Origin of the sequence: Amycolatopsis regifaucium (assembly GCF_001613935.1) — a bacterium.
In the GTDB taxonomy this organism is placed as follows: Bacteria; Actinomycetota; Actinomycetes; order Mycobacteriales; family Pseudonocardiaceae; genus Amycolatopsis; species Amycolatopsis regifaucium.
In genome coordinates, this window is the sequence record NZ_LQCI01000034.1 from 60,786 (window position 1) to 73,380 (window position 12,595).

Genomic DNA, 12,595 nt, shown 5'->3' on the forward strand with positions numbered 1-12,595 from the left:
GCTCAGCTTCCCGGCTGAGGCTGCGGAAGTACGGCGAAAGCGACTTCGCCGGTCTCGTCCTGCTGAACGTCGAGCACCTTGTCGTCGAGCAACTCGGCCGCTTCCGGCTCCAGGAAGACCTTCGGGCCCCCGTCGGCGCCAAGCACCTTGTCGCCGCTTTCGGGCTGCGGGGCAACGGAAACCGCGAGCTGCGGGCTGTCTCCCCGCTGCGAGTGCATCGCGAACCGCAGTCCGCTGCCGTCGTCGATTCCCTCCTGCCCGGTCAGTGCGGTGATCGCCTCGGCGGCGGCTTCGGTGACTGTCAGCATCTCTGCCTTCCTTCGTCGCGGTCTTGCACTTGACGGACCCACGCTAGGGGGTGACGGCAGGGCCCGCCGTCTGAATGAAGATCATTTCTCGCCGACGTCAGGCTCCTCTTCGGCCAGTCGCATGGCGTGTGATTCGCCTTCGCGGATCTCCGCGGGCGTCGTCCCGAACCGGTCGGCAGCACTCCAGTGCTCGGGTGGCTCGATACCTTCTTCGAGGGGATCGACACGGAGTTCGTCCTCGTCGAGCGCCTCACTGGGACTCAAGGTTTCCGGTTCTGCCGTCTCGCGGTCGTCCATCGGCCGTTCCCTCCTCGTCGGACGTTCGCCGGGCCGTGCTGTACTCGACCCGGTCCCTGTGGCCTACCCGCCGCCGCCGGAGGCCAAACGACGACGCTGTCGGGGGGATCACAGTTCTCAGTGGCTTTAGCAGCTTCACAAATTTGTGAAACAAGGGGTAGCGTCGTCTTCATGACCACCACCAGGTGGGCGCCAGGGCACCGGATCATCCGGCGCGCGCCGGAACGGCATCACGAGCTCGGCAACCATGCCGCCTGGTACGTCGTCGCGGGGGTCGCCGCCACCGGCCTCCAAGCGGTGCTCTTCCTTGTCCTCCAGCCGGTATTGGGCCCCCAGCCGGCCAATCTGGTCGCGCTCGCGGTCACGACGGCCGGGAACACCGAGTTCCACCGACGGGTCACCTTCGCCACCCGGAAGAGTCAGGCGGGCAAACGACATTTCCAGGACGTGGTGACCTTCGCCTTCTACGCCGTGTACGGCTCGATCGTGCTCGCGTCCCTCGACGCGGTGATCACCGAGCCCACCGCGCTGGAGCAGACGGGTGCCTTGCTCGCGGCCAGCGTCGTGGGCGGCATCGCGCGCTTCGCGGTCCTCCGCTGGTGGGTCTTCCCCCGTCAAAAGGCTTAGTCTTCGTCGCGTGGCAAAGATCAACGGACCGCACGACGGCGGTTCGGAACCCGATTACCGATTCACCCTCGCCAACGAACGGACCTTCCTCGCCTGGCTCAGGACGGCGCTGGGCCTGCTCGCCGGCGGCGTCGCCGTGCACCAGCTGGTACCGGCCCCGACCGCGCTGAGCACCGTCCTCACCGGACTTTGCGTCGTATTGGCGGCCGTACTCGCGGCGAGCGCGTATCCCCGCTGGCGGCAGGTCCAGACCGCGATGCGCGCGGGACGGCCGCTGCCGAAGAGCGGGATGCTGATCGTGCTGACCGCGGGGATTCTCGCGATCACACTGACAGCCGCGGCACTGGTGGTCTTCTCGTGAACCTGGCGAGCGCGTGAGCGATCACGGAGCGCAAGCGCAGCGGACGGGGCTGGCCTGGCGCCGGACCGCGCTCGCGGCTACTGCCTGCACACTCCTGCTGCTGCATTTGGCCGCCCGCCGGGGCTGGGGGACGGCGGTCATCCCGGTCGTGTTCGCCGGGGCCATGGTGATCACCCTCGCCGTCACCGGAGCGGTTCGTGAACGGGCACTGCGCCGGGCGGGTACCCCGAAACCTCTTAACCCCGCCTTGGCTGTCACCGTGTCGGCACTCGTCGTAGCGACGGCGGCCACTTTGATCGCGGTGCGCTAACCGCCGGGCACATCCAGCGATCACGAACGTCCTTTCCGCGACGCGGAGTCTCGGTTCTATTAAGCCGACTCCGGCGAATGGGCTATCTCTAGTTGAAATCTTTACTGCCGTCCGATCGGCGCCTACGATTACGCTGCGTCGCAACGGTGGCAGATGAATCTGATCGTACGGAGCATCTGCCGCCCGCAATCGTTACGGAGTGTTGACCCCTCGACGGCGACGGTCACGGGTCGGCCGGGGAGGACGACCATGCAAGCGATTTCCAGCGCGTCCAGAACCGTCACCACCGATGCGGTCCCCGGCTATACGACACCGGAGAACCTGCCTCGACCGGGCGGACGGTTGACGAAGGAGGATCTCGATCCTCTCGTCAGAGACGCGGGCGACGGGAATCCCGCCGCGATCCAGTCCCTGCTGCGGATGATCGGCCCGGTCGTGGTCCGCTACTGCCGCGCCAGGATGGGCGGCCGCGACCTGTCCTACCTGTCGGCGGACGACGTCGCGCAGGAAGTGTGCATGGCCGTGCTGAAAGCACTGCCGGGCTACCAGGATCGCGGTGGTTCGTTCCTCTACCTCGTGCACGCGATCGCCGCCAACAAGGTCGCCGACGCCTACCGCGCGGTCTCCCGTGACCGGTCGGAACCGGTACCGGAGCTGCCGGAACGGCCCATCGGCGACAACGAGCCCGAAACACACGCCCTGCACCTGGACCTCGGTGCCCGGCTCAACCGCCTGCTCGCCACCCTTCCGCGAGTGCAGCAGGAGATCCTCGCGCTCCGGATCGCCGTCGGCCTCTCCGCCGCCGAGACCGCCGAGGCGCTCGGAATCTCCGCCGGCAACGTGCGCGTGACGCAGCACCGCGCACTGGCCCGCCTGCGGACGATGGTCAACCACGACGAATTCTGATCTTTCCTCCCCCTGTCGCGGATCGTCGATCGGCGGCTACCCGGCGCCTGGACCCCGCGCCTCCTACTTCCGACCCGCCGCTCACGTGAGCCGATAGGCCCGTCGAGCGGTGCCGTCGAAGAACTCCAGCCGCTCGGCGTCGCTCAGCGAACCGGTCAGTGAAACCGCCGTGTCCACGACCACCTCGTACGCGGCCGCGAGTTCACAAACAGGCCAGTCGGAGCCGAACATCAGCCGCGAAGCGCCGAAGGACTCCAGCACGTGCTCGGTCCAGCGCGCCAGATGCCCGACCTTCCACTGTGCCCAGTCCGCCTCGGTGACCAGTCCCGAGAGCTTGCAGTACACGTTCTCCAAGGCGCCCAAGGCCGCGAGCCCGTCCGCCCAAGGCTGCCATTCCCCGGAGGAGATCGGGGGCTTCGCGGCGTGGTCGAGAACGAAAACCTGATCAGGCAGCGACTTCGCCGCGGCGAGGGCGGCCGCGAGCTGGGGTGGCTTCACCAACAGGTCGTACGCCAGCCCGGTCTCGCCGAGGACGGCGAGACCACGCAGGACCTCGGGCCTGGTCAGCCACGACGGATCCGCCTCGTCCTCCACCTGATGCCGGATTCCCACCAGTGGCCCGGAAAAGGCGGCGACGCGGTCCGCGACGTCGGGGGCGGTGAGATCGACCCAGCCGACGACCCCGGCGATCAAGGGTTCCACGGAAGCGGTCGCGAGGAATTCCCGCGTCTCCTCCACCGAGGAGACCGTCTGCACCAGCACGGTCCCCTTCACTCCCGCGGCCTTGGTCACCGCGCGGAGATCGTCCACTGTGTACGGACGGCGGAGCGGATCGAGGGCGGCACCGGCCATCCACGGATAGTGCCGCCGCGTGGGATCCCAGAGGTGGTGGTGCGCGTCGATCACGACTGTCCTTCCGGTCGCAGCACGGTGTCCTCACGCAACAGTCCCGCACGGATCAGGTCCGTCCACAACTCGCGCGGTACCGGCCGCCGGAAGCGCTCGGCGTTGAGCCGTACCTGACCGGGATCGTGCGCGCCGACCACGACGGACACGACCGCCGGATGCGCGGCGGGCAGCGCCAAAGCGGCTTGAGGGAGTTCGACGCCGTGCCGCTCGCAGATTTCGGCGATGGCCTGCGCCCGCGCGACCAGCTCGGTGGGGGCCTCTGCGTAGTCGTACATCGTTCCCGGCGACGCCGTGGCCAGGATCCCGGCGTTGAACGCTCCCCCGGCGACCACGTCCACCCCGCGTTCCGCGCACAGCGGCAGAAGATCGTCGAGCGCGGGCTGGTTGAGCAGGGTGTACCGGCCGGCCAGCAGGATCACGTCGAGGTCGAAGCGGCGGACGAACTCCGCGAGCATCGGCGCCTGGTTCATCCCGGCGCCGATGGCGTCGACGACACCCTGCTCGCGCAGTTCGAGCAGCGCGGGGAACGCGCCGTTGACGGTGTCTTCGAAATGTTCGTCCGGATCGTGCACGTAGACGACGTCCACCCGGTCGAGCCCGAGCCGTTCGAGACTGTCCTCAAGCGACCGGAGGATCCCGTCACGGCTGAAGTCCCACCGGCGTTTGTAGGCCGCGGGTACGACGAAACCCTGGCTGTCGGTCCGTGAAGCACCGCCGGGATCGGGCTCCAGTACGCGGCCGACCTTGGTCGACACCACGTAGTCCGTGCGGGGGTACGCCGCGAGCGCCGCCCCCAGCCGTCGTTCGGACAGGCCGAGACCGTAGTGCGGGGCGGTGTCGAAATAGCGGACGCCTTCGTCCCATGCCCGCCGGACGGTCGCTTCGGCCGTCTCGTCGGTGATGGCGTGGTACAGATTGCCCAGCTGCGCGCAGCCGAGCCCGAGCGGGGACAGGGAGATCTTCACGGAAGCTCCCAAACCAGGCCGAGACCCGAGTCGTTACCGGAGTAGTCGTCTTCGACGTCGAGCAGTTCAGCCATCCGCGCCTGCCAGGGAACGTTGGCCGGATGATCACGCAGGATCGCGCGCATCTTCGCGTAGTCCTCGACCTCCACCAGGTGGAACAGGTCGAGACCGTCTCGCCAGATCCGCCACGAACGCACGCCCGCGGCCCGCAGCGCGGCGTCGAGATCGGGCGGGATGACGGCGTGGACGGACTCGTATTCGGCCTCCTTGCCCGGCTTCAACCGGGTGTGGAGTGCCACCCTTTGTAGTGCGACACCGTGGGTCAACGCTCCTCCTCAGCTTGGAACATGGCACTCTGTCAACTGACACACAAACATCCGAGGTCTTCGGGGAGGGCGGTGGAAGATGCCGGTCACCGATGTCGCGATCGACAAGATCAAGGGCATGATCATCTCCGGTGAGCTTGCTCCCGGCGACAGGCTGCCGAAAGAGGCCGAACTGGCCCAGCGGCTCGGCCTGTCCCGCAGTTCGCTGCGCGAGGCGGTGAAGGCGCTGTGCCTGATCCGCGTACTCGACGTCCGCCAGGGCGACGGGACATACGTCACCAGCCTCGAACCGAATCTCCTTCTCGACGCGATGACGTTCGTGGTGGACTTCCACCGGGACGACACCGTGCTGGACTTCCTCGCCGTCCGCCGGATCCTCGAACCGGCGGCGACGGCGCTGGCCGCGATGCACATGAGCGACGAGGACATCGCGGAACTAGGCCGCCTGCTCGACGAGCTGGCCGAATCGCCGACGGTGGAGGCGCTGGTCGCGAACGACCTGCAGTTCCACCGCAAGATCGCCGACGGCTCCGGGAATCCGGTGCTGTGTTCGCTCTTGGACAGCCTGTCGGGCCCCACCGCGCGGGCCCGCATCTGGCGCGGGCTCACACAGGAGGGCGCCGTCGCGAAGACCCGCGAGCAGCACACGGCGATCTACGAGGCCATCGCCGCCCGCGAACCCGAACTGGCGCGTTCGTGGGCCACCGTGCACGTGGCGGGTGTCGAACAGTGGCTCCGCAACGCACTCGGCACCGCCGACGACCCCACCGCGGCCGCCGAAGCTTCCTGACACAGTCCCTCCCAAGGCTTCCGATAGCTCTACGGCGTGCAATGAAGGGGCCTTTCATCGCAAAATTTGCAATGAAAGGCCCCTTCATTGCATCGGTGGGTCACGTCTGGGCCTTCCCGCCGGCATAGCGGGAGATGATCAACGCGACCAGGATGATCACGCCGTAGATCGCCTTCAGCCATTCCGGCGGCACCTGCGCGACCTGCAGCAGGTTGGTGACCGTCTGCAGGAGCAGCACGCCGGTGAGCGCCCCGACCAGGGTGCCCTTCCCACCGTCCAGTGAGACACCGCCGATCACCGCGGCCGCGAACACCTGAAGGATCAATCCGTCGCCCTGATCGGCGCCGAGCGCGCCGACGTAACCGGTGTACGCGAGGCCGCCGAGCGCGGCCAGCACACCGGCCACCACGAAAACACCCCACGAGATCCGGTCGACGCGGATACCCGCGGCCCGCGCGGCCGCCCGGTTCCCGCCGATGGCGTAGAGCGACCGGCCGATCCGGTGATACCGCAGCCCCAGCCCGAACACGGCGAACAGCGCCGCGGCCAGCCACACCGACATCGGCAGCCCGATGAACGTGGTCGTCGCCAGCGCGGTGAACACGTCCAGCTGATCGAACAGCGTCTTCCCTTGCGTGGACCCGATCTGCGTACCGCGCAGCACCGTCAGCATCGCCAGCGTGACGATGAAGGCGTTCAGCTTCAGTTTGACGATCAGGAAACCGTTGACGAAGCCGACGGCGGCACCGGCCACCAGCACGGCGAGAATGCCGGCGAAGCCGGGGAATTCGGTGCCGAAGCCCGAAGACGCCACCGGGATCACCAGCATCGCGCCAAGCGCGGGCGCCATGCCCATGGTGGATTCCAGCGACAGGTCGAACTTCCCGGTGAGCAGGACCAGCGATTCGCCGAGCACCACCATCGACAGCGCCGCCGAGGCGGACAGGATGCCGACGATGCTGCCGAAGGTCAGGAACGTGTCACTGATCAGTCCTCCGATGATCAGCACCACGACGAGCGCCGGTACCAGGGCCAGTTCCCGCAGCCAGCGGAACTTCCGACGTTTCGGCGGCGCCGCGAGCGTCGAAGTCTTCGGATCGGTCATCGACTCGGTCACCGTTCGACTCCTTCGATGTCGGCCACCAGGTCGCCGTCGGACCAGCCTGCCCGGTGTTCGGCGGCCACGGCACCGGCGCGCAGCACCAGCACCCGGTCGCTCAGACGCAGATCGTCCAGCTCGTCGCTGACGATCAGCACCGCCTTGCCCTCGGCCCGCACCCGGTCGACGACGGCGAGCAGGGCCTCCTTCGATTTGACGTCCACCCCGGCGGTCGGATTGATCAGCACGACCACGCGGGGATCCCCGGCGAGCGCGCGGGCCAGCACGACCTTCTGCTGGTTGCCGCCGGAAAGATCGGACACCGGCTGATCGGCGCCCGCCGCGACGATGTCGTAGTCCTCGAGCGCCTTCGAACCCCGCTCGTACCGGGCACTCGGTGACGCGATACCACCCTTGCCCATCCGGTCCAAAATAGACAGGGTGGCGTTGTCCATGATGGAGTGTTCGAGGACCAGTCCTTCTTGATGCCGGTCCCTCGGCACGCAGCCGATCCCGGCGCGGATCGCGGCCGGGATGTCGCCGGGTTTCAACGGCTTCCCCTCGACCTGGATCGTCCCGGAAGACACCGGACGCAGTCCGTACACGGTTTCGGCGACCTGGTGTTTCCCGCTGGCGTTGCTGCCCGCGAGCCCGAGCACCTCGCCGCGGTGGATCCGGAAGGTCACGTCGGTGAACCCGTCACCGGACAGCCCGTCGACGGCCAGCACCTCGTCCGCGTCGGAATCCAGCGCCTCCCGTGTCGAAGCGTCGCGGACGGAAAGGCCGCCCTGCTCCCCGGTCATCGCGTCGATCAACTCCGCGCGGCCGACCTCCGAGACCGGCGCGGTGAGGATGTGCTTGGCGTCGCGTAACACGGTGACCGCCTGGCAGACCTCGTACACCTCGTGGAGGTGATGCGAGATGAACAGGAAGGTCACCCCGTTCGCCTGCATCTGGCGCATCCGCTCGAAAAGCCGTTCGATCGCCTGGCTGTCCAGCTGCGCGGTCGGCTCGTCGAGCACGATGAACCGGGCACCGTGGGAAAGGGCCCTGGCGATCTCGACGAACTGCCGGTCCTCCACCGAAAGCTCACCGGCCGGGGTGTCGACGTCGACGTGGACGTCCCACGAGTCGAGCAGCTCCCTCGCCTGGCGGCGCAGGCGCTGCCAGCCGATCGCGAATCCCTTCCCGGACTGGCGGTTCAGGAACAGGTTCTCCGCGACGGTCAGCTGAGGGACGACCATCGCGTGCTGGTAGACACAGGCGACCGCGCGTTTCCAGTCGTCCTGTTTGTACAGAGGAGGGGCCGGGACCCCGCCGAATTCGACCCACCCGGTGTCCGTTTTGGACAATCCGGTGAGGATCGAGACCAGCGTGGATTTCCCCGCGCCGTTGCGGCCGACGAGCGCGTGCGACTCGCCGGGACGCACGGTGAGGCTGACGTCGGAGAGCGCCACGGTCGGGCCGTAGCGTTTACCGACGCCCTGTGCGCTGACCACCGGTACGGCGGCGGAGCCGGCGGGCAGCGCGCTCACAGGTTGTTCCCCCACAAGGCCTTGTCGTCCACGTTGTCCTTGGTGACGACGGGCGCGGGAAGCTGGTCTTCCAGTATCCCGGGCCGGACCTCGACGACGGTGCTGCCGTGGTCGGTAGGACCTGCCTTGAAGGTCTCCCCCGCCATCGCCTTCTTGACCCAGTACATGCCGTACTTGGCGTAGTCGTCGGCGGGCTGGGAGACCGTCGCGTCGAGTTCGCCCGCGCGGATCGCGGCCAATTCCTGCGGGATCCCGTCGTTGCTGACCAGCACGACATGTTTCGGGTCGCCGACCGGGAAGTACAGGTTCTTGCGCTTGAGGGCCTGCTGGGTCGGCGCCAGGTAGACGCCGCCCGCCTGCATGTACACGGCCTTGATGTCCGGGTTGGCGGTCAAGAGACTGTCCAAACCGGACGAGGCCTTGTCCGCCTTCCACTCGGCGGCGAGCTCCAGCACCTGGACATCCGGGAACTTCGTTTTCACGCACTGCCGGAACGCCTCGGAGCGGTCGCGGCCGTTGACCGAGGCGAGATCCCCCATGACCTGCACGACCTTGCCCGACGTGACCTTCGCGCCGATCGCCTCACAGGCCTTGGTGCCATAGGCCTTGTTGTCCGCGCGCACCACCATCGCGACCTTGCCGCTCTCCGGCGCGACGTCGACGGCCACCACCGGGACGCCCTTGTTCTCCGCCGCCTTCAGGCCCGCCACGACGGCGGCGGAGTCGAGTGGCGTCACGACGAGCCCCTTGACGCCCTGATTGAGCAGGGTGTTGATGTCGGTGATCTGTTTCGCCGAGTCGCTGTCCGCGTTGACCGTCGGCAGCGCGTCGACGCCCTGCTCCTTGGCCTTCGCCGGCACGTAGTTGTTGTAGGCCTGCCAGAACGGCGAGGTCAGCAACGGGATCGTCGCGCCGACCTTGCCGCCTTGGGCTCCACCGGCTCCCGGTGCGGCAGCGTTGTCCTTTGTGGACCCACAGGCCGACAGCGCCAGCCCGAGCGCGGTGGCCGTGGCGGCCACCTTGATCACCCTCGTACGCACCGCATCCTCCTTGATGACAGCCGGGAACCGGAGTAGGGAGCTACTGCTGGACCGGACCGCGCGGACGGAGCCCGTACATCCCACCGTCGACGGCGAGCGCCGTGCCGGTGGTCGAAGCCGACAGCGGACTGGCGAGGTACACGATCGCGTTCGCGACCTCGTCCGCGGTCACCAGTCTGCCCATCGGCTGGCGGGCGGCCAGCGCGGCCCGTTCGGCCTCCGGGTCACCCGCCGAGTCGAGCAGCCTGCCGACCCACGGCGTGTCCGCGGTACCGGGGCAGACACAGTTGACCCGGATCTTGTCGGCGAGGTGGTCGGTCGCCATCGCCAGGGTCAGCGAGAGCACCGCGCCCTTGCTGGCCGAGTACAGCGCGCGGTTGGGCAGGCCCGCCCACGCGGCGATAGAGCAGGTGTTGACGATCGCGGCCGACGGCGAGTCCTTCAGATGCGGCAGCGCCGCCCGCGCCAGCCGCACCATGCCGACGACGTTGATGTCGAGCACCCGGTGCCATTCATCGTCGTCGTTGGCGGTTACGTCGCCTTGCGCGCCGATACCGGCGTTGTTGACCAGGATGTCCAACCTGCCGAAGCGCTCGGCCACCGCGGCGATCGCGGAGCGGACTTCGTCGTCGGAACCGACGTCACAGCGGAAGCCGGTCAGGCCTTCCGTGAGGTCGTCCGGTTTCAGGTCGAGCACCGCGACCGTCGCCCCGCGGGAGGCGAGCAGATCCGCGGTGGCCCTGCCGATCCCGGACGCGCCACCGGTGACGGCGGCGACGAGGCCTTCGAACTCACTCACTGGCAGTCTCCGTCCATTCCGGACCGTCGGGGAAGGTGAACCGGCGCAGCGTCGCGTCGTGCATCCGCGCGGAGAAGCCCGGCGCGGACGGGGCGAGATACCGTCCACCGGCCACGACGGCCGGGTCGGTGAAATGCTCGTGGAGGTGGTCGACCCATTCGATCGACCGGTCGGTGTCCGAACCGGAGACCGCCACGAAGTCGAACATCGACAGATGCCGCACGAGTTCGCACAACCCCACCCCGCCGGCGTGCGGGCACACCGGGACGCCGAATTTGGCGGCCAGCAACAGGATCGCGAGGTTCTCGTTGAACCCGCCGACCCTGGCGGCGTCCAGTTGCAGTACCGAGATCGCACCAGCCTGCAGGAGTTGCTTGAAGATCACGCGGTTCTGGACGTGCTCACCGGTGGCCACGCGGATCGGGGCGAGCGCCTTGGCGATCGCGGCGTGCCCGAGCACGTCGTCCGGCGAGGTCGGCTCCTCGATCCAGTACGGGTCGTACGGCGCGAGCGCGGTCATCCAGGTGACGGCGGTCCCGACGTCCCAGCGCTGGTTCGCGTCGACCGCGACCCGGATGTCCGGGCCGACCGTCTCGCGGGCGAGCTTCATCCGGCGGACGTCGTCCTCCAGATTGCCGCCGACCTTCAGTTTGATCATCTCGAAACCGTCGGCGACCGCCTGTTCGGCGAGGCGGGTGAGTTTCGTGTCCGAGTAGCCGAGCCAGCCGGGAGACGTGCTGTACGCGCGGTATCCGTCGCGCTCGATCCGGGCGATCCGCTCGGCGCGGCCGGGTTCGGCGGCACGGAGGATGTCGAGCGCCTCCTGTTCGGTCAGCGCGTCGGAGAGGTAGCGGAAGTCGACGAGGGAGACCAGCTCCTCCGGCGACATCTCGGCGGCGAACCGCCAGACCGGGAGCCCGGCGACGCGCGCGGCGAGATCCCAGGCGGCGTTGACCACCGCGCCGATCGCCATATGCGCGACCCCTTTCTCCGGGCCGAGCCACCGCAGTTGCGAGTCACCGATCAGGGCACGGGACAGCTCGCCGAGCCCTGCGGCGCCGGTGGGTACTTCGCGGCCGACGACGTGGGGTTCCAGCGCGCGGATCGCCGCGGCCTGGACGTCGTTGCCGCGACCGATGGTAAAGGCGAGGCCATACCCGTCAGGACCGCCGTCGGTGTGCAACACGACGTACGCGGCCGAATAATCCGGGTCCGGGTTCATGGCGTCCGAGCCGTCCAGCTCCCGCGAGGTGGGGAAACGGACGTCGAGCACCTCCATGCCGACGATCTTCGCCATCACGCCTGCCTCACGTTCTGGCGCTGACGGCCGAGGCCGTCGATTTCGAGTTCGATGACGTCACCCTCGCGCAGGTACGGTTTCGGGTCCGGCTGACCGAGCGCGACGCCCTGCGGAGTGCCGGTGTTGATGAGGTCGCCGGGGCGCAGCACCATGAACTGGCTCAGATAGTGCACGATCTCGGCGACCGGGAAGATCATGTCCTTGGTGGACGAGTCCTGCTTCTTCTCGCCGTTGACCCACAGCCGCAGGCCGAGTGCCTGCGGATCGGGCACCTCGTCGGCGGTGACCAGCCACGGGCCGAGCGGGTTGAAGTTCTCGCACGACTTGCCCTTGTCCCACGTGCCGCCGCGTTCGAGCTGGAACTCGCGCTCGGACACGTCGTTCGAGACGGTGTACCCGGCGACGTACTCAAGGGCTTCTTCGACGCTGTCGAGGTAGCGCGCGGTCTTGCCGATGACGACGCCGAGCTCGACCTCCCAGTCCGTCATGGTCGACTTCTTCGGCACGAGCACGTCGTCTTCCGGGCCGACGACGACGTCGGAGGCCTTCATGAAGACGACCGGCTCGGTGGGCACGGCCGCGCCGGACTCCTCGGCGTGCTGCCGGTAGTTGAGACCGACGCAGACGACCTTGCCGGGCCGCGCGATCGGCGCGCCGACCCTGGCACGCGCCGCTTCCGCACCGGCTTCCGGCACCTCACCGGCGGCGAGCGCGGCGGCAACCCTGGCGACGCCGTCGCTCGCGAAGAAGGTGCCATCGATGTCGGCGGTCAGACCCGCGAGGTCGCGCAGCGTGCCATCCCCGGCACGTACGAACGGACGCTCACTTCCCGGCTCCCCGAGACGCAACAGCTGCACGGATTTTCCCTTCCGGCCGAACCGTCAACAATCAACGGCTCCAACAGCAACGAACAGACATCCGATGTATACCCGACGACCTCCGGCAAGATCTAGAGGTCGCCCGGATTTGTCCGGAAAAGTGATCGGATCAGTCGTCCGGCGTTCGAGTGTCATGGGTCACAGC

General features: G+C 68.1%; 16 protein-coding genes. 5 read left to right on the forward strand and 11 right to left on the reverse strand.

Going from position 1 to position 12,595, the window contains the following annotated elements:
• Positions 1-2 precede the first annotated feature (2 nt).
• A complete protein-coding gene (locus tag AVL48_RS24075) occupies positions 3-308 on the reverse strand; it encodes a hypothetical protein (protein ID WP_061989060.1) in 306 nt (101 codons plus the stop codon).
• An 81-nt stretch (positions 309-389) separates the two neighbouring features.
• Positions 390-605 carry a hypothetical protein gene (locus AVL48_RS24080; RefSeq protein WP_061989062.1) on the reverse strand — a complete coding sequence of 72 codons (216 nt, stop codon included), beginning with the start codon at positions 603-605 and terminating at the stop codon, positions 390-392.
• 171 nt (positions 606-776) lie between these two features.
• Between AVL48_RS24080 and AVL48_RS24085 the strand changes: the two genes are divergently transcribed.
• The 4 genes from AVL48_RS24085 to shbA all read left to right on the forward strand — a co-directional run bounded on the left by AVL48_RS24085 (position 777) and on the right by shbA (position 2,809).
• On the forward strand, positions 777-1,232 hold the full coding sequence (locus AVL48_RS24085) for a GtrA family protein (protein WP_061989064.1): 456 nt from the start codon (positions 777-779) through the stop codon (positions 1,230-1,232).
• A gap of 10 nt (positions 1,233-1,242) precedes the next feature.
• Positions 1,243-1,593, forward strand: coding sequence for a YidH family protein (locus tag AVL48_RS24090; RefSeq protein WP_061989066.1), 351 nt, complete (start codon positions 1,243-1,245; stop codon positions 1,591-1,593).
• A 13-nt stretch (positions 1,594-1,606) separates the two neighbouring features.
• Positions 1,607-1,903 (forward strand): DUF202 domain-containing protein, encoded by a 297-nt coding sequence (locus AVL48_RS24095; RefSeq protein ID WP_061989067.1) that lies wholly within the window; start codon positions 1,607-1,609, stop codon positions 1,901-1,903.
• Positions 1,904-2,152: 249 nt separating this feature from the next.
• Positions 2,153-2,809, forward strand: a complete 657-nt coding sequence (gene shbA / locus AVL48_RS24100; RefSeq protein WP_061989069.1) for an RNA polymerase sigma factor ShbA — start codon at positions 2,153-2,155, stop codon at positions 2,807-2,809.
• Positions 2,810-2,890: 81 nt separating this feature from the next.
• Here shbA and AVL48_RS24105 read toward each other — a convergent pair whose 3' ends face one another.
• From AVL48_RS24105 to AVL48_RS24115, 3 genes are read right to left on the reverse strand one after another with little or no spacing between them, the layout of a single operon-like run.
• Complete coding sequence (locus tag AVL48_RS24105; protein ID WP_061989071.1) at positions 2,891-3,715, reverse strand: amidohydrolase family protein; 825 nt, start codon at positions 3,713-3,715, stop codon at positions 2,891-2,893.
• Positions 3,712-4,683 (reverse strand): aldo/keto reductase, encoded by a 972-nt coding sequence (locus tag AVL48_RS24110; protein ID WP_061989073.1) that lies wholly within the window; start codon positions 4,681-4,683, stop codon positions 3,712-3,714. The genes AVL48_RS24105 and AVL48_RS24110 overlap by 4 nt, the downstream gene beginning before the upstream one ends.
• Entirely contained in the window at positions 4,680-4,982 is a 303-nt protein-coding gene (locus AVL48_RS24115; protein WP_061989075.1) for an L-rhamnose mutarotase, read from the reverse strand. Before AVL48_RS24115 ends, AVL48_RS24110 begins: the two co-directional genes overlap by 4 nt.
• A gap of 106 nt (positions 4,983-5,088) precedes the next feature.
• Between AVL48_RS24115 and AVL48_RS24120 the strand changes: the two genes are divergently transcribed.
• Positions 5,089-5,799 carry a FadR/GntR family transcriptional regulator gene (locus tag AVL48_RS24120; RefSeq protein ID WP_061989077.1) on the forward strand — a complete coding sequence of 237 codons (711 nt, stop codon included), beginning with the start codon at positions 5,089-5,091 and terminating at the stop codon, positions 5,797-5,799.
• Between the two features lie 100 nt (positions 5,800-5,899).
• Here the strand turns inward: AVL48_RS24120 and AVL48_RS24125 are convergent, their stop codons facing one another.
• From AVL48_RS24125 to AVL48_RS24150, 6 genes are read right to left on the reverse strand one after another with little or no spacing between them, the layout of a single operon-like run.
• A complete protein-coding gene (locus AVL48_RS24125; protein ID WP_061989079.1) occupies positions 5,900-6,916 on the reverse strand; it encodes an ABC transporter permease in 1,017 nt (338 codons plus the stop codon).
• Positions 6,913-8,433 carry a sugar ABC transporter ATP-binding protein gene (locus AVL48_RS24130; RefSeq protein WP_061989081.1) on the reverse strand — a complete coding sequence of 507 codons (1,521 nt, stop codon included), beginning with the start codon at positions 8,431-8,433 and terminating at the stop codon, positions 6,913-6,915. The genes AVL48_RS24125 and AVL48_RS24130 overlap by 4 nt, the downstream gene beginning before the upstream one ends.
• Positions 8,430-9,473 carry a sugar ABC transporter substrate-binding protein gene (locus AVL48_RS24135; RefSeq protein WP_061989083.1) on the reverse strand — a complete coding sequence of 348 codons (1,044 nt, stop codon included), beginning with the start codon at positions 9,471-9,473 and terminating at the stop codon, positions 8,430-8,432. Before AVL48_RS24135 ends, AVL48_RS24130 begins: the two co-directional genes overlap by 4 nt.
• A gap of 40 nt (positions 9,474-9,513) precedes the next feature.
• Positions 9,514-10,272 carry an SDR family NAD(P)-dependent oxidoreductase gene (locus AVL48_RS24140; RefSeq protein ID WP_061989086.1) on the reverse strand — a complete coding sequence of 253 codons (759 nt, stop codon included), beginning with the start codon at positions 10,270-10,272 and terminating at the stop codon, positions 9,514-9,516.
• The gene (locus AVL48_RS24145) at positions 10,265-11,569 is read right to left on the reverse strand and encodes an enolase C-terminal domain-like protein (protein ID WP_061989087.1); all 1,305 of its coding nucleotides are present in this window, start codon (positions 11,567-11,569) and stop codon (positions 10,265-10,267) included. The genes AVL48_RS24140 and AVL48_RS24145 overlap by 8 nt, the downstream gene beginning before the upstream one ends.
• On the reverse strand, positions 11,569-12,429 hold the full coding sequence (locus AVL48_RS24150) for a fumarylacetoacetate hydrolase family protein (RefSeq protein WP_061989089.1): 861 nt from the start codon (positions 12,427-12,429) through the stop codon (positions 11,569-11,571). Before AVL48_RS24150 ends, AVL48_RS24145 begins: the two co-directional genes overlap by 1 nt.
• Positions 12,430-12,595: the final 166 nt, after the last annotated feature.